Here is a 15,204-nt window from a genome sequence, read left to right on the forward strand (position 1 = left end):
TACTGGTGTCCTCCTCGTTAAAATGGGCGCGGGCTCGACAACGCCGGATTCGCCGGTGTGGATTCTCTCGGGCACCCGGCCGGCGACGACGCCTGAACCGGCAATGACGCCTCTCCAAATACATGAGATGCGATTGCTTTGGCAAGGTCTGACGAAAATTCCTGTTGAATAACCCGTAGGGCTTTCGCAGTGGCTTCGCGATCGGACAGGTGCCCTTCCTTCCCGCCGCGCGAGACCACGCCGACCACGCGCTGCGTCGCGGACTCTACGACATCAAAGTCGCTGCACCACCGCACATATTTAAATTGCGGATCGCGCACATCGATCGGCCAGATATGGACCGTCCCGCGCACCAGCAGTTCACTGCCGGCCCGTTGGGTGGTCACGTGCAATCCCTCACGAATGAGCCCTTCCGTGAGCGCACCTTGGATCGGCTCAGCATGATCCCCTGTCACCTCAACCGCCAGCACCAGGTTCGTCGAAAGAAATTGATCCAGTTCATTCGACAATTCATTCACCCGATACGCCGCCGAAGTCCCCTGGCCGGAAGAACGAATGACGCGCAGATCCGCATTGTACGCGTCACGCATCACAAGATTCCGTGTGGCACGCCGAAGGTCCCGCACTTTCGTCAATTTGTCGGTGGTCTGCCTCGCTTCGAGCAGGTCGGTTTCAATCATCCGATCCAGCTCGCGCATCTTGTCCATCATCGCCGCTTCGCCTTGGCCGCGATGCATCCCCGCCAAGGCATAGTGCATCCCCTGATGCCGGTCGTACCAGGTATCCAGGATCTTCACGTTTTCGAGCACTTTATCGGTTGAGACGTTGGTCACCTGATCCAGCGTCAATCGCCGTTCCGTATTGGTGCTTCCGCGATGTTCGACCAGTAAGTAGGACTCCCAGTCCTTGGCCTGCGCCGCGACCTCAGCCTTAAAAATTCTGGCGACTGCCGCATAGGCCTGATCGGTTGCCGCACTCTTGTTGGCCGCCTGGCCCTGCCCCAGCAGATATTGGCTCGACGAAAATTCACCCGTCGCTCCGTCTACCCAGGCCGGCTTCGACGTTCCTCCAAACCACGTGCACCCCGAGAGGGCTAGGCCGCCGATGAACAGCATGACCAGCGGCAACACGACCACACCCCTCAGGCCGGCCGGGGTCTTCATTGAATCACCCGTTGAATCATGACCATCGTTTGTCCGGGAGCCAGAATGAGCGTGCGTCGACTCTCCTTGGTGGAGCCGGCTCCTCGCCCGAGGAGCTGCACCGACGCGGCATACTGCCCGGGCTCGACCCAGGCGCGCGCGATGTGAATTTCATCCGGGAGCGTCTGCCAACTTCGCTTGTCGGCCTCTTCCGAAAACACCGCGAGTCCTTTGGTGAGAAGACTCACTACTAATCCCACCCACGGCGCAGCGTCTTTCCCCGCCGCTTGCTGGGCCCCGCGTGTGGCCCCTTCCGACATCGCGAACTTGAAGGCGGCACGAGCCAGGGCCTTCACCGTGATGCCGGGCAACCGCTCGGAAAGACTTTTATCGGCCAGCGCGGAGATGTTTTGCCCCAGCTCCGATGAGACGCTCACCTGCCGGCCAGTTTCGCCGACCAGCGTCAGCTGCTCCCCGGGCACCTGCGTTTTCTGCGTCACCAATCGAGGCAACGCCACGCGCACGACACGCCCATTGAGGCCATACAAGACGCTATCGACACCCCGGTTCTGATGCCGCGACGACTGTGAGAACCCGCGATTCAGCAGCACGAGCTGCAAGGCATCCAGGCTGATCGGCAAGTCAAGAAAGCGGTCCTCCTTGTAGGGGGCGCGGCCATTATAGCTGATCAATACCACTTGGGCGAGGCCTCGCTGCGCCGCGCTTCCCTGCCATGCCGTGTCAGGGAAGAGCCGCCGATACTCCTCAAACTCATTCGCCAAATGAAGCGCATCGGCGGTCCGCAGGAGATCGGCGCGGAGGTGTGTCGGCACCGGCGTACGCGCCCAGGTTCGATTGGTTTCATACGCCTCATAGGCCATCCGATAGGCGATGAACGCATTGTTCATGTCACCGGTCGCCTCATAGAGAATGCCCGTCAGATACCGGGCAAACCCGTCTTCATGATAGCGCGTCTTGTCCTTGACCGTATCCGTGAGTACGTTGAGGCGGTGATCGATGCGACGGGCTTCCACCAGCGCGTCTTGAAACTGCCCCTGCGCGGCATAGTTCAAAGCCTTGACGACATTGATCATGACATGTTCGTAGGCATCCCCTTCATAGGGGAGCACGTTGTCGTTGATCAAAAAGGCAGCGGCTTCGGAACGGACCGTCCTGGTATAGAGCCGCTCCACTTCCTCCTCGGCCTGTTCCAAGACCGCGCTGCTCTGCGGATACTCACCGGCCAATTGCAGCGTCATCCCCCGATCCATGTCGTAGAGCAGGCGATTCTTTTCTCCGTAAGATTTTTCAGCTTGTTGAACAATCGCGTCGGCCTGCTTGGCATCACCCGCCGCCAGGCTCTGCTCAATTAACAGATAGCGATTCACGGAAGGGCCACAGGCGGTCAACAGAAGCAGTCCGACCGGTAGAGCGAATCGAAGGGATGAACAGACGACGCGCCACAGCGCCTGAGGACTGTGGGCAAGACATGAGAAGAGTGGGCTCAACAGAGTCCTGGAGCCTAGAAAATGGTTCGCTTCTTTTCGATGACCTTTTTAATCTTCTTCTGCCCGTACCACACTTTGGCATTGCTCTCCAGGTCGATCATCTGGAGATCCACCTGATAAAATACCGCCTTCGTCCCGTCCAGCTCGTCGAGGATGGTCGAAATCGTACCTTTCATCATATAGTCGGCGCCGATTTCTTTTCCGGGAGCCTTTTGCGTATCCTCGCGGGAATACATCGCCTGCTCTTTGCGCTCGGTTCGAAGCTCCTCGCGCTCGCCTTTGCCCGCGACGAAGGTAACTTTTTGTGAGTTCGTCAGCTCGCGTTCGAGGTCGGTCACGAACGTCTGGACGCTGATATGTTCATGGCTGCTGTTCAGGATCGTGCCGACGACCACGACAGGCTCGCGATGCTTGGCTTGGGTAAAGTTGCCGAGCCAGGGATAGTCGAGCGATTCCTTCACCATAGTCTCGGCCACCATCCGCGAGTCAGTGTCGTTCCATCGGCCGCTCAGGTCAGTCACCACACCGGCATCGACCCGCGTGACTTTCGTTTCATGCCCGCATCCCGCCAGAGTCAACACCGACACCGCTCCCAGCGCCAGCCAGCCAGCCTTCATCGCCATCACACCAGTCCCTCCACTGAACATCCTCATAAGAAAGAGACACACGAAACGTTATCGCGCTAACCGTTTGTCTTCTTCTTTCTCCAGCCGATCGAACATCTTGTCGGCATTCTTCCTGACAAAGTCGCGCACCTGCGCATTGAGCTCTTTCGCCTGCTCCAAGTTGTTCTTCATTTCCTCGAGGTTCAGCTTGGTCAGAACATAATAGGTATTGGTCTTGTCGTCCTTATACCGATCAATCGGCCGCACGCCGCTCAGCGTCGCCGTCGTGACCGTCTTGATCGCCCGTTCGACGTTCTGCTCTTCCGTGTTTCTGGTGAAATCGCCGGCGGTTGTCGATGCCGCATAATCTCTCATCAAGTACCCGGTATAGGTCTCAAAGGTCTTGGCAATTTCAGCGCGCGCACGATTTTCCGCCGTATCCCAGGCCAATGGCTCGTTCCGCACACCGACCACCGCCCCCACCCCATAGAAGGCCTTGCTATCCTTCTCGTTGAACGCGCCCGACCCATTTTGCACCCACTTTGGAGGGCCACCGCAGGCGGCAAGTCCGACCAGGAGAACAATGGCAAGCCCGGTGCCGGCCAGTCTCGTAAAATGCCCTTGCGATGTAGCCATGCGATCCTCCTTCAGGCATAACGGGAATTGATGACGTGGAGACTCAAACGGTTCGAAAATTCGCGTGGATTCATGCTAGCATGCGACCTTATTTCAGTCAACGCAACGCGGCAGAAACGGTTGACGAGACAGCACAGATTCAAACCATTCCGTGATGATTGTTAGGGAGGCGCACACTGTGGCCGATGTTCAAATAGAAGACGGCATTATTAAGATCGCCAGCTTGGATATTCAGGACCCCAAAGCGGCCGCGGTATTGGCAGAATATCCGCAAGTGCGCTGGGCTGAAATTACCAGACGCGCGCTGAAGATCGGATTGGGCTATCTCAAGGGCGGTGGGAAAGACTAGGGGGTTCGGGCTAGGGCTTTGATGGAGTATCGGCCTGGCTCACCGCCGCGCGCGCGCGGGAATCGGTCCCGCCCAACTCGAGATACCGGCGAAACGCCTCAACGGACTTCGCCTGATCCTTCAGACGGTCGGCATAGAGCAGGCCGAGCGAAAAATAGACATCCTGGTAACCGGCACTCACCTTCAGCGCCTGCAAGAACGCCTGTTCAGCCTCAGGGAAACGGCTTCGTTTTTCATAGATCAACCCCAGTGTGTAGTACGAATCGGGGTTCGTGGGTGCGTGCTGAACAGCCAGCTGGCCGGCGGTCAAGGCCTCGTCAAGATTGGGCAAGACCTCCAACCGGAGATAACTTTTCAGCACATAGGCATCGCCGAATTCCGGGTTCAATTCAATCGAGCGGTTCAGCCGCTCCAAAGCCTCATCGACGTGCTTCCCTTCCTGGAGCAACGCAAAGGCCTGGTCATAGTGCGCCCGTGCCGCCTGTTGCCGTTCAGCCGGCGTCTGAGGCCCTGCGCCGAGGACGAACGCCGCCTTGCGCCCTTCGATGAGAACGATATCGCCGTCCCCGTCCAGTCTGGCGGATATCGGATGTTGTTGGCCCTGCGTGACGCCGGGAATTTCCTTCTCAAGATAGGCTCCCAACTCAGACGCCATCAGCCAGCCATTCTTGTTCAGATCCGCCGCACCCTGGAGTCCAGCCAGCAGCGCTTTGACAAAGACACTCGCATCTCCGACACGCTTAGACACTTCTCCCTTATCCCCCGCAGTAATCACCTGCATCGCCCGCCGTTCCGTGTCGTTCTCCGGGGATAAGCGGCCTTCGAGCGACAACTGCTGAGGCGCCGTGGCTTCCCAGCCCCGGACCGCCGTATCAAGAATGAGCAGCGTGTGTTTCGCCGCCAGACGCCGGGTAAAGTCCTTGAGCTGGTCGAAAGTAATGGACTTGGCGACATTATTGACCTGCGCATCCGATGGAACCAGATAGCCGAGGTCCTTCCCATCGGCATCTTGCGTCACGCCGGAATGACCTACGTAGAAGAGCACCAGACGATCCATCCGCCCGACCTTGCGCGGCAGCATGTCCGAGAAGAGCTGCTGCAGATGGCGAAAGCTGGCATCCTTATCATAGACCTCGACCACCTCGTCGAAGCCCATCTGACGAAATGCCTGAGCCATCGTCTTGGCATCCGCCAAGGCTCCGGGAATTGATGGTGCCAGCAAATAGTGCTCGATCCCGACGACGACGGCCCATGATCTATAGTAAAGCCCCTCAGGTTTTCCTAACTGGGCAGAGGCAGGAGACGATCCGCTCAAACAGGCAAGCAACAACAGCCCGAGACCAAGACTTCTCGCACACAAATTTCTCGTGAACATAGTGGTGATCGATCGACAAAATATTCGCATAAGCAGCTCTGAGTGAGCCTACCCTTGGGCCGTGACGGCTGTCAAGGAATCGGCCAGGCCAACCTGTTCATTTCAAAGACTCAGTTGCCACAGCGGCAATCCCCGTACAAATGTATGGGTTGCAGGGGAAGGCCCCTTTCTCCATAATCATCCTATCCGTGCCGGGACGGCTATCGACCGAGGAGGTGTGTGCGTCATGAGTGAGAAGATCGAGACTCTATTGAAGGAAAGCCGAACCTACCAGCCCAGCGCCAAGACCAAAGCCGCCGCCCATATTCAGGATTACGACACCGAATATAAGAAATCGATAGCCGATCCCGAGGCCTTTTGGAGCGGAGTCGCCAAGGAACTCGAATGGTTTACGCCGTGGAACAAAGTACTGGAGTGGAATTACCCCTTCGCGAAATGGTTTGTGGGGGCCACCTGCAACATCTCCTATAACTGTCTTGATCGGCATGTCAAAAACGGCCGGAAGAACAAAGTCGCGGTTATCTGGGTCGGCGAGAACGATACCGAGCGCGTCTTCACCTACGGGCAACTCTATCGCCAGGTCAACCGCTGCGCCAATGCCCTCAAGAAGCTGGGACTGAAGAAGGGCGACCGCGTCACCATTTATCTCCCCAAAGTTCCTGAACAGATCGTGGCCATGCTGGCCTGCGCCCGCATCGGCGTGATCCATAGCGTGGTCTATTCCGGTTTCAGCGCTCCGGCTCTGGCCAGTCGCATCCAGGATGCGGAATCCCATTTGGTCATCACCGCCGATGTCGGCTACGACCGCGGAAAAGTCATTCCCCTCAAGTCGGTCGTGGACGAAGCCCTAAAAACCTGCCCGACGGTCGAGCATGTCATCGTCGTGCGCCGGCAGAAGCCGGAAGTTTCGCTTGCCGCTCCCAAGGAGATTGATTGGTACGAATGGCTGAAGGGGGAATCCGCTGAATGTGAAGCGGTCAAGCTGGACGCCGAAGACCCGCTGTATATCTTGTACACCTCCGGCACCACCGGCAAACCCAAAGGCGTCGTGCATGTCCACGGCGGCTACATGGTCGGCACCTACATCACATCGAAATATGTGTTCGACCTGAAGGACGACGATGTGTATTTCTGCGTGGCCGATCCCGGCTGGGTCACCGGTCACAGCTACATCGTCTACGGCCCGCTCCTGAACGGTGCGACGATCCTCACCGCCGAAGGCAAGCCGGACTATCCGAACCCAGGCCGCTGGTGGGATTTGATCGAGCGCTATGGCGTCTCGATTTTCTATACGACGCCGACGGCGATCCGCCTGCTCATGCGCTATGGAGAAGACTGGCCCAAGAAGTACGATCTCTCAACCTTGCGCATCCTCGGCAGCGTCGGCGAACCGATCAATCCGGAAGCCTGGGAATGGTTCCACCGCGTCACCGGCGGCGACAAACCAATCATGGATACCTGGTGGCAGACAGAAACCGGCTCAATCCTGATTACGCCCCTACCGACGGTCCCCTTGAAGCCCGGCTCTGCCACGCGCCCGTTCCTTGGGATTGAAGCCGATGTCGTGGATCGTGAAGGCAACAGTCTTCCCGCCAATGCCGGCGGATTTGCCGTCATCAAGAAACCCTGGCCCTCCATGATGCGCACCATCTACAAAGATCCGGAGCGCTACAAGACCTACTGGAACACCATCCCGAACTGCTACACCGCCGGCGACGTCTGCCACAAAGACGCCGACGGCTACATGTGGTTCATGGGCCGCGCGGACGACGTGATCAAAGTGGCAGGCAACCGGCTCGGCACCGCCGAAGTCGAAAGCGCGCTGGTGAGTCATCATGCCGTCGCCGAGGCGGCCGTCATCGGCAAACCCCACAAAACCGTGGGCGAATCCATCAAGGCCTTCATTATTTTGAAACAAGGCGAGATCGAAAGCCCGGCCTTGATTCAATCGATCAAAGATCAAGTGATGAAAGAGCTGGGAAAGATCGGCGTGCCGTCAGAAATCGATATTGTGCAGTCACTCCCCAAGACCCGTTCAGGGAAAATTATGCGGCGCGTCCTGAAGGCCAAGGAACTCGGACAGGACCCAGGGGATATTTCGACGATCGAGGAGTAGCATCAGCAAAGACAGGCCTTGGAGGCCTCAAATCACCAGAATGGAAGAAGACTGAACGTCCATCCACGCCACTAAACGACAAGCCGTTCCGATCCGCCGCCACAAGTGCGGCTGCAGTCCACCCCGCACACCGATGGCTCACCCCCTGGTGAGCTCTCATACACGAGGAGACCATCATGCGAAATCGAAGTCTAATGGGAGGAGTGTTTCTATTTGCTGTACTGAGTCTGGGGATCGCCCTCAGCGGGCCAAGCTATTCTGCAGAACCTGAAAAACCGACAGCAAAATCCAAACCCTCAGCCGCCACAAAGTCAACCGCGAAAAAGGCGCCGGCCACCGGCGCGAAATATCAGAGCGCCGAGACTGCCGGAAAAGCTCCGACCTGCTTCGGCATGGCACCCAGCATCGACAAAGTCAGCCCGGATGAGGGTAAGGCCGGCGACAAGGTGACCATTACGGGAACGAACTTTGGAAACAGCGATTGCCTGCGCAGTGTTTCTTTCGGGCCAGGCCACGCCGCCACATTCAAAATCGAGAGCGACAGCAAGATTTCCGCAACCGTCCCCAGTGGCGGACGCAAAGGCCTGGCGATGCTCACCGTCACAACCGCATCGGGCGAAGTCTCAAAAACGTTTTTGATGAAATAAGCGATTAAGATTGGATCCCCGTTCTTAACCAGGCACAAGGTTGAGAACGGGGCACTAGTCCCGCGCTAGCCCGCACTTTCCAGGAAGCTTTTTGGTTCGGACTCGCAAAGTGGCTTGGCAGGCATATCTATCTAAACACACACCCAGATTTTTCAGGCAGTCCCCGTTTGTCCTTCCCTGCAAGTAGTTAGAGCAAAGAGAAACCTTCTTTGTTTCGCCAATTGTGCCCAACAGTTACAGGAGCAGAGCAGAGCAGCCCCACCGACAGTCGTCCAACGTTGCAATCAAGCGGGCAAGCGAGCGGGTAAAGCCTGCTTGCAAAGGTTCGCGTCGCCTTGATTATTAGGTGCCGACGTGCAACTCATAGCACTTAACTTTGTAGCCATACCGCTTTGCTAGTTGTCTGGATTTCAGATAGTAGCGCCAAGGCACAATCAGAAATTCGATGTCATCGGGCGAGAATTTGAAAACCCGATACGACTTACCGTCACGAATGTAAAAGCAACTCATGCCCGGCCGATGTTCCGAAGTTCCGCCGGCGAATGGAAGAGAATTGAAGGTAAGCCGCCACTCTCGTTGATAGTACGTTACGTAGCTCGAGTGATCTTCATTCTTATACGCATACTCCTGAAGGAATTCACCCACTTCCAGCAAAGCCACGGTTTCATTTTCAGTGAAGGAGTACGGTTCACCATCTTCTTTCCATTCACGATCCTTCTCACTATCCTTCATACGTTCGAGCATACGGGCAACGTGTACGATCTTTTCGAAGTGAGCTCTCGTGGTGTAGTGGACTGGATTCGCCCCGTATTCGATCATTCTGGACTTACTGAATCCAATTCCGAATCTGCCGAATTTCGAGCAATGCTCGCGGCTGTGTCTTAGCGGGATATCCGTAAAGCACACCATCGCAGATTCTTTGCGATAACCTGCGTTGACATGGTTTGGGCAGTAGCTAAGACGCAAAATTTCCTCACTACAAATCGCTCGCAGAATCGCGAAGGCTTCAGCATCACTTTTCTCACGTCCGGTCCAATGGACCAACTCATTGCTAACGTACCCTCTTGATCTCATAGGTGCCTAACAATGTTTTGGCGGATCCGCATAAGAACCGGATCTGCCCATTTCTACCGGGAGGGTATTAAGGGGTCTGATCCCTTTGTATTGTCATGCGCTAGCTAGGCAGCAATCCTGGGTTAGGCAATAGACCATGTCCAGTTTGACCGATAAATAGCGAGTCCTGTTTCCGTCCAGAGAGTCTTCTCCCACATCGGTTGCTTGTTACTACCGCCTAGCTTCGTTTCCTCTGACAGGCGAGCGAACACGGTATCAGTTATCACGGTGGGGTAGGTGGTATCACTCAGGGCCGCCAGCTTGGCGGCATAATTGGCCGCACGGCCCACCCAAACAAGGTCATTGGAGCCTCGGATCCCCGTCCTCGCGACCATAAGCTTGCTCGAATCAATTCCAACCCTCTGTTTGAGCTGAAAGCTGGAATTGGAATAAGCGACCTTTAGTGCAGGGTTAATCACCTGGGACACGGCCCAATTGATTTGCAAGCCTGTACGAGCTGCGTTCGTGTTCTTAGTGTTGCCGAGAAATACGGCCATTACTCTATCCCCGTCGAAGGCCGTGATCTCACCACCGTTGTTCCGAATGATTCGAGAGGCCACGACGAGATAGGCCTTGTATACCTCCGCAGCGAACCAATCCTTATAATTGTTTACGAGGCCAGTGGAATCGGCCAAGTCGGCATAGAGGACTGTACCGTCCAAATCCGCTGCATCATTTCCAAGCTTGATGTTGGAGGTATCCGGAACAACGGTCCCATCTCTTCGCTGCCATTTGGTGGCGAGAATGGCAGCCACCTCTGCCTGAAGCTCTTTAGCTGTTGCCATAGTATTGCAATCCTATCGTGGTCCGGCAGCCTGCACAGCCTGCCATATGGTGTTGCATGGCTTCTTCAAACGTTTGGAAAGGGGAGTCGGGCCACCTTTCGAATATTCGATCATCGTGAGGCCAAGCAAGTCCGAGGGGACACGGATATCGAGCTTCTTTGGCTTAAGAATGTACACTCGCTCACGCCCAAGCGCACCCATTAATAAGCCAATCTCGAACACGATGTTGTCGCGAGGGGATGGTTTCCTCTTTCCTCTCGAAATGGTTACATCGTCCGCCGTCAGGGGAAGGACCGCAAAGTCTGCCTCGTTTGCCAAAGCAACGAGGCTCTCAATGGCAGTCTTTGAAGCTTCGAAGACTCCTTGCGTCCAGAGGCGCGGAATCAGCGGGTGCCTTGAGAGCTGCCTAAGGACCTCTTCTGCACAGGTCAGGGCTTCGGAAGATGACCCAATGAAGACTACAGGCTGGGCGTGGGGTTCTCGTAGGAACTTGCTTCGCTCTCTCAAGCGCCTAGCCACTTCGGCCGCCACCCGGCGCCAGAGAGCGGGATGCCTCTCTGCGATGCTCGAGAATTTCTGCTCGCTCAGCTTCAGCGTAACTGTATCCTCAGTGGCGCGGACGGTTGCACTCCGCTTCATGAGAGGGTCGACAAGCGCCATTTCGCCCACGTGAGTTCCCGCAGCCCTAACCGCCAGTGTTCGACCGTTAACCGTGATAGAAACCTGCCCTGATAGTATCAGGAGGATGTCATTGTCTTGGTCGCCCTGCTTCAGAAGCACGTCGCCAGTTGAATGCCTCTGAATCTCGCCAGCCGCGGCAGCCTTTATGGCTAGCTTACTGTCACCTGAAATTAGTGGCTGGGCGCGAAGGCTCTCTAGTAGCCGCCGTTTGCCAGCGCTGCCACTGAACTTTGGCCATTTCTCGGAGGGGGACCGCTTAGCTGGTCTAGCCACAGCACCTCAATATTGGGAACCACAGTGAGAACCACGACTGCGGTCTAACAATGTTTAGGCCGATCCGCATAAGAGCCGGGTCTGCCTATTTCTGTCCGTATACCGCGCCACTATGGCCCCTTCAAACTTCAGATCAATCCCCGCTTCTGGAGATAGTCTTTGTCGATGACAGGAGTCGGCTTTGGTGCGACTTGTCCACGCTCTTGGAGCAGACGTTCGACGTATTTGCCGATGAGGTCGGATTCGAGATTGACGGGATCGTTGACCTGCTTGAGACCTAACGTCGTCACTTTGGCGGTGTGCGGAATGATGGCGATGGAGAATCCGTGATTGGTGACATCGTTGATCGTGAGGCTGATGCCATCGACAGTGATCGAGCCCTTCACGACGCAGTAGCGCAGAATGTCTTGTGGCGCTTCGATGGTGAAGATCACGGCATTCCCGTCTTGCTGCCGGCTGCGAATCGTGCCGACGCCATCGACGTGCCCGGCGACCAGATGCCCGCCGATACGCTCACTCAGTTTCATGGCCCGTTCAAGATTCACCGGCGTGCCTGCCGTAAGCAGGCCCAGCGTCGTGACTGAGAGCGTCTCAGGAGACACTTCCACCGAAAAACTGCTGTCGCTTTTAGAAATCGCCGTGAGGCAGATTCCGTTCACACTCACACTATCGCCGATCTTGAGATCGCTCATCACGGTCGACGCCAGCAGCGTCATCCTCGTCCCGGCCAGCGTTTTCTCCAACGAAATCACTGCGCCCATTTCTTCGACAATGCCGGTGAACATCAGTCTTTCCTCATGATGATGTGCAACAATCGCTGCTCGCGGCGTCATTATAGCATCGGCTTATCGATTCCTCATCGTTACCCAAAACATCACGGCGGCGGCGACTTGCAGGCTCGCGATGATCGTGAAGGCGCCAGCATAGCTCATATTGGCAATCAGAATGCCGGCCAGCAACGGCCCACTCGCGTGGCCGATGTCGCCGATGGTGCCCTGCATGCCCATCCCGGCACCCAGCGTCTTGAACTCCGAACTATCCGCTACGAAGGCGGATGAGGAGGACGACACGACGGCTTCGCCGAATCCGAATCCGGCAGACAGTAACAGTAGGACGGCAAAGATGGAGACATGCGGCATACAGACGAACGTGGCAGCGCAGATCAAGAGGCCAATGATAATCAGGGGCTGCCGCCCCACCCGATCGGACACGCGCCCCATGATCGGCTTGGAGAAGAAGGATGTGCCGGCCTGGACACTGAACAACAGCCCGACCTCGCCGGGATTCAATCCCACGGTCAGTCCATAGAGCGGAAGGAACGCCATGAGCGCGCCGTTAGCGATCATCTTGGCGCCGTCGGTCGCGCTGGTGATCAGCACCTTGCGGTTCCGCGCCACGATAGCGAATCCCTTCCACATCTCCGCCAGCAGCGGTCGCAGGCCTTTCTGCACTACGCGCGGCGTCGCTACCTCCAGATGCAAACTGTAAAACAACACGATTGCGATACAACCACAGACGCCGGCTGTGATGAATGCCGCATCGAACCCGGCAACATGGGCGAGATATCCGCCGATAAACGGCCCGAGCAACGCCCCCGACTGTGTGCAAGCCGTGTAGGTTCCCAGCGCCGCCCCCCGGCGCTCACGATAGAGTTCCGCGACGGTCGCCAGCGCGGTCGGGGCAAAGATGGCCGTCGCCAACCCGTGCACGAATCGCAACGCCGTTAAGCTATTCAGATCCGTGATGAAGAGATAGAGAAACGGCGGCAGGCCGAAGGCCACAACTCCGATGCGCAGCAGAAATCTCCGGCCATAGATGTCGGACAAGGCGCCGGAAGGCAGTTTGAGCAACACGCCGGTCAAGGTCGACACCGACACGATGAGCCCGATCCGCTCGGGGCCTGCGCCGAGATGCTCGGCGAACAAGGCCAGCACCGGCATACGCACCATGTTGTAGCTGATGAAGCAAAAGATTCCGACGGTACAGAGCAGAAGAAAGCTGCGCGATGACGTCATCGTGATGCCGGCTCCTTTTCATGGATGCTGCCGGTCCGAGGCATACCCGCCAGCGCCTGTTTTAAGAAGGCCACGTCCTCAGACGGCAATGGCGGCGGATCCATGGCCTCAAAGAGGACGCGATCGGGATGCCGCCGCATTTCCGTTCCCAGCCGATTCACTGCATCTACCCCCTTCATCAGCTTGCGAGAGACTGTGCGCCCGACCAGCGGACGCAGCAACGACACAAGTCCGGCCAGCACACGATTGTCCAGTCTGGTGTAGGACACCAGCGTCGTTTCGACGGCCTCCTGCCCGGCCGCATCGTTTACTGTCTCCATGCTGAGCATCACGACGGCCTTGCCGGTTACGTGCGGCAACAGCGTACTGTGATGTGCCCCTTCCAGATAATACAGACGATGCCGTGAATCTTGATAGACCAGCTCGACCAATCCCACCGTCCCTTCGCCGTCATCTCCCCAATAGCGGCCGGGCCCCCGCGTCTCGGCCTTATACAGCCCTAAATCAAGCCGGTTCACGAGCGCGGCCGCGAGCGGCGGACGATCCAACAAGTACAGGTAGACCGATTCCTGCAATGGCGTCTGAATCGGCCCGACTTTATTGGCAGTGGTAAACCCATCGATGATCGGCTGAAGACGGCAGACCCACGCCGCATCGATACGCTCGACAGGAAACGTGACGCCGGCATGTTGCGGAGCGATGTGACAGGATTCCGCTTGCGCGCGCGTCGGCAGCAAGCTCGCGAGCACAAGCGCGACGCAAATTCCAATGACAGCGACCCTGCTCATGGCGCAGGGTTCGACACCTGAATGGCCAGCTGCACCGTAAAGAGCTGCCGGGAATCTTTACGCGCCCGCGCCTGCCGTAGGAGCGTCTCGACCGTCGACGTCACCATGCCTTCGAACGAGACCTGCTTGTTCGTCACGACCGTGACCGGCTTGGAGACATCCACCAGTTGATCGTTCAGAAACAGCGTATAGCGTTGGACGAGCCCTGTCTCAACTTCGATGCGATTGGGCGCGGCCACGGAAACATCAAGCCGGGCGTAGCGTTTTTTCCTGGTCAACTCATCGCGCTTGGACACCAAATCGTCCGCAAAGGCAGCGATCGGATCAGTGGCATCAATCCGCACCCAACCGAACGGTTGAAAGTGGCTGGCCTCGCGGATCACCGTCAGCGCTGTCGGCACGGGGGTTCGATGCTGGGCATTGAACCAGCTCACCAGATCGGGTAACTCCTCACGAGGAAAGAAATGACCGCCGGCCATGGGATGTTCGCGCTCATGCTCACGATAGATATGCGGATAGCCGATCGCCGCCAGCTCACGCGAGATCGTCCGGCTCAATTCCACCGGCATGACCTGATCTTTCGCGCCATGAATGATGTAGACCGGCGTGGTCCGCAGATTGGCAAGGAACGGCAGGAGAACACTGTCGAGACCGCTCGCCATTGGAGCCAGACCGGCGAAGCGCTGGGCATGGTGCATGCCGATCAACCAGGTTCCGATCCCGCCGTTCGACATGCCCGTCAGAAACACCCGGTCCGGATCGACGTGATACTGCGCCTGCACTCGCTCGATAACGGCAAGCACGAGATCTTCCGCCTGTCTGGTAAACCAGGCGCCTGAGGGATAGGTCGGACAGACCAGGAGATAGTCATCGCCTAAGCGATGCTGCCATCGCTCAAGATACGCGTCGCCGGAAAAGCCCGCCCCGTGCAGACAGACCACCAGCCCATACCCCTTGCCGGGCTGATACGTCAGTGGAACCGAGAGCGCATAGTGGTAGGTCCGTTCGCGCACCACGATCTGTTCATCCGCCATGGTTCCAACCGGCATGGCCGGATAGGTTCGCCCGGTCTGGATAGCGCGGCTGACCTGGTCGATCGTCGTGTCAGGATTGGCGAGTAGTCGTTGCAGCATCACTTCCGCCTTCGTGCTATCCGCTTCGTCGAGATATG

15 protein-coding genes are annotated in these 15,204 nt (G+C 57.2%); 3 read left to right on the forward strand and 12 right to left on the reverse strand.

Annotated features, from left to right (window positions below; all coding sequences use genetic code 11):
- Positions 1-17: 17 nt before the first annotated feature.
- The 4 genes from NITLEN_RS13800 to NITLEN_RS13815 all read right to left on the reverse strand — a co-directional run bounded on the left by NITLEN_RS13800 (position 18) and on the right by NITLEN_RS13815 (position 3,891).
- A complete protein-coding gene (locus NITLEN_RS13800) occupies positions 18-1,163 on the reverse strand; it encodes an LPP20 family lipoprotein (protein WP_121990218.1) in 1,146 nt (381 codons plus the stop codon).
- On the reverse strand, positions 1,160-2,530 hold the full coding sequence (locus tag NITLEN_RS13805; protein WP_121990219.1) for a COG3014 family protein: 1,371 nt from the start codon (positions 2,528-2,530) through the stop codon (positions 1,160-1,162). Before NITLEN_RS13805 ends, NITLEN_RS13800 begins: the two co-directional genes overlap by 4 nt.
- 134 nt (positions 2,531-2,664) lie before the next feature.
- The gene (locus NITLEN_RS13810) at positions 2,665-3,273 is read right to left on the reverse strand and encodes a penicillin-binding protein activator LpoB (RefSeq protein WP_219999458.1); all 609 of its coding nucleotides are present in this window, start codon (positions 3,271-3,273) and stop codon (positions 2,665-2,667) included.
- A 51-nt stretch (positions 3,274-3,324) separates the two neighbouring features.
- Complete coding sequence (locus NITLEN_RS13815) at positions 3,325-3,891, reverse strand: LPP20 family lipoprotein (protein WP_121990220.1); 567 nt, start codon at positions 3,889-3,891, stop codon at positions 3,325-3,327.
- A 178-nt stretch (positions 3,892-4,069) separates the two neighbouring features.
- Between NITLEN_RS13815 and NITLEN_RS18175 the strand changes: the two genes are divergently transcribed.
- Entirely contained in the window at positions 4,070-4,240 is a 171-nt protein-coding gene (locus NITLEN_RS18175; protein ID WP_181416868.1) for a hypothetical protein, read from the forward strand.
- Positions 4,241-4,250: 10 nt separating this feature from the next.
- Here NITLEN_RS18175 and NITLEN_RS13820 read toward each other — a convergent pair whose 3' ends face one another.
- Positions 4,251-5,615 carry a caspase family protein gene (locus tag NITLEN_RS13820; RefSeq protein WP_181416869.1) on the reverse strand — a complete coding sequence of 455 codons (1,365 nt, stop codon included), beginning with the start codon at positions 5,613-5,615 and terminating at the stop codon, positions 4,251-4,253.
- 226 nt (positions 5,616-5,841) lie between these two features.
- Between NITLEN_RS13820 and acs the strand changes: the two genes are divergently transcribed.
- Positions 5,842-7,731: an acetate--CoA ligase gene (acs, locus tag NITLEN_RS13825; RefSeq protein WP_121990222.1), complete on the forward strand. Its 1,890-nt coding sequence runs from the start codon at positions 5,842-5,844 to the stop codon at positions 7,729-7,731.
- 176 nt (positions 7,732-7,907) lie between these two features.
- Entirely contained in the window at positions 7,908-8,378 is a 471-nt protein-coding gene (locus NITLEN_RS13830) for an IPT/TIG domain-containing protein (RefSeq protein WP_146216195.1), read from the forward strand.
- Between the two features lie 342 nt (positions 8,379-8,720).
- Here NITLEN_RS13830 and NITLEN_RS13835 read toward each other — a convergent pair whose 3' ends face one another.
- The 7 genes from NITLEN_RS13835 to NITLEN_RS13865 all read right to left on the reverse strand — a co-directional run bounded on the left by NITLEN_RS13835 (position 8,721) and on the right by NITLEN_RS13865 (position 15,166).
- On the reverse strand, positions 8,721-9,452 hold the full coding sequence (locus NITLEN_RS13835; RefSeq protein WP_121990224.1) for an abortive infection system antitoxin AbiGi family protein: 732 nt from the start codon (positions 9,450-9,452) through the stop codon (positions 8,721-8,723).
- Between the two features lie 122 nt (positions 9,453-9,574).
- Positions 9,575-10,276, reverse strand: a complete 702-nt coding sequence (locus NITLEN_RS13840) for an adenylate/guanylate cyclase domain-containing protein (protein WP_121990225.1) — start codon at positions 10,274-10,276, stop codon at positions 9,575-9,577.
- A 12-nt stretch (positions 10,277-10,288) separates the two neighbouring features.
- On the reverse strand, positions 10,289-11,230 hold the full coding sequence (locus tag NITLEN_RS13845; protein WP_121990226.1) for a TIR domain-containing protein: 942 nt from the start codon (positions 11,228-11,230) through the stop codon (positions 10,289-10,291).
- Positions 11,231-11,358: 128 nt separating this feature from the next.
- Positions 11,359-12,015, reverse strand: coding sequence for a riboflavin synthase (locus tag NITLEN_RS13850; RefSeq protein WP_121990227.1), 657 nt, complete (start codon positions 12,013-12,015; stop codon positions 11,359-11,361).
- Positions 12,016-12,075: 60 nt separating this feature from the next.
- Positions 12,076-13,245 (reverse strand): MFS transporter, encoded by a 1,170-nt coding sequence (locus NITLEN_RS13855; RefSeq protein WP_121990228.1) that lies wholly within the window; start codon positions 13,243-13,245, stop codon positions 12,076-12,078.
- On the reverse strand, positions 13,242-14,033 hold the full coding sequence (locus NITLEN_RS13860; RefSeq protein ID WP_121990229.1) for a hypothetical protein: 792 nt from the start codon (positions 14,031-14,033) through the stop codon (positions 13,242-13,244). The genes NITLEN_RS13855 and NITLEN_RS13860 overlap by 4 nt, the downstream gene beginning before the upstream one ends.
- Positions 14,030-15,166, reverse strand: coding sequence for a carboxylesterase family protein (locus NITLEN_RS13865; RefSeq protein WP_245924490.1), 1,137 nt, complete (start codon positions 15,164-15,166; stop codon positions 14,030-14,032). Before NITLEN_RS13865 ends, NITLEN_RS13860 begins: the two co-directional genes overlap by 4 nt.
- Positions 15,167-15,204 lie beyond the last annotated feature (38 nt).

It is taken from the genome of Nitrospira lenta (assembly GCF_900403705.1).
GTDB classification, from domain to species: Bacteria; Nitrospirota; Nitrospiria; order Nitrospirales; family Nitrospiraceae; genus Nitrospira_D; species Nitrospira_D lenta.

Excerpts from the sequence above, each read along its gene's own strand:
- NITLEN_RS13835 (WP_121990224.1), bottom strand. The coding sequence starts at position 9,452 with ATGAGATCAAGAGGGTACGTTAGCAATGAGTTGGTCCATTGGACCGGA.
- NITLEN_RS13850 (WP_121990227.1), bottom strand. The coding sequence starts at position 12,015 with ATGTTCACCGGCATTGTCGAAGAAATGGGCGCAGTGATTTCGTTGGAG.
- NITLEN_RS13800 (WP_121990218.1), bottom strand. The coding sequence starts at position 1,163 with ATGAAGACCCCGGCCGGCCTGAGGGGTGTGGTCGTGTTGCCGCTGGTC.
- NITLEN_RS13820 (WP_181416869.1), bottom strand. The coding sequence starts at position 5,615 with ATGTTCACGAGAAATTTGTGTGCGAGAAGTCTTGGTCTCGGGCTGTTG.
- NITLEN_RS13830 (WP_146216195.1), top strand. The coding sequence starts at position 7,908 with ATGCGAAATCGAAGTCTAATGGGAGGAGTGTTTCTATTTGCTGTACTG.
- NITLEN_RS13810 (WP_219999458.1), bottom strand. The coding sequence starts at position 3,273 with ATGGCGATGAAGGCTGGCTGGCTGGCGCTGGGAGCGGTGTCGGTGTTG.
- NITLEN_RS13855 (WP_121990228.1), bottom strand. The coding sequence starts at position 13,245 with ATGACGTCATCGCGCAGCTTTCTTCTGCTCTGTACCGTCGGAATCTTT.
- NITLEN_RS13865 (WP_245924490.1), bottom strand. The coding sequence starts at position 15,166 with ATGCTGCAACGACTACTCGCCAATCCTGACACGACGATCGACCAGGTC.
- NITLEN_RS13815 (WP_121990220.1), bottom strand. The coding sequence starts at position 3,891 with ATGGCTACATCGCAAGGGCATTTTACGAGACTGGCCGGCACCGGGCTT.
- NITLEN_RS13860 (WP_121990229.1), bottom strand. The coding sequence starts at position 14,033 with ATGAGCAGGGTCGCTGTCATTGGAATTTGCGTCGCGCTTGTGCTCGCG.
- NITLEN_RS13840 (WP_121990225.1), bottom strand. The coding sequence starts at position 10,276 with ATGGCAACAGCTAAAGAGCTTCAGGCAGAGGTGGCTGCCATTCTCGCC.
- acs (WP_121990222.1), top strand. The coding sequence starts at position 5,842 with ATGAGTGAGAAGATCGAGACTCTATTGAAGGAAAGCCGAACCTACCAG.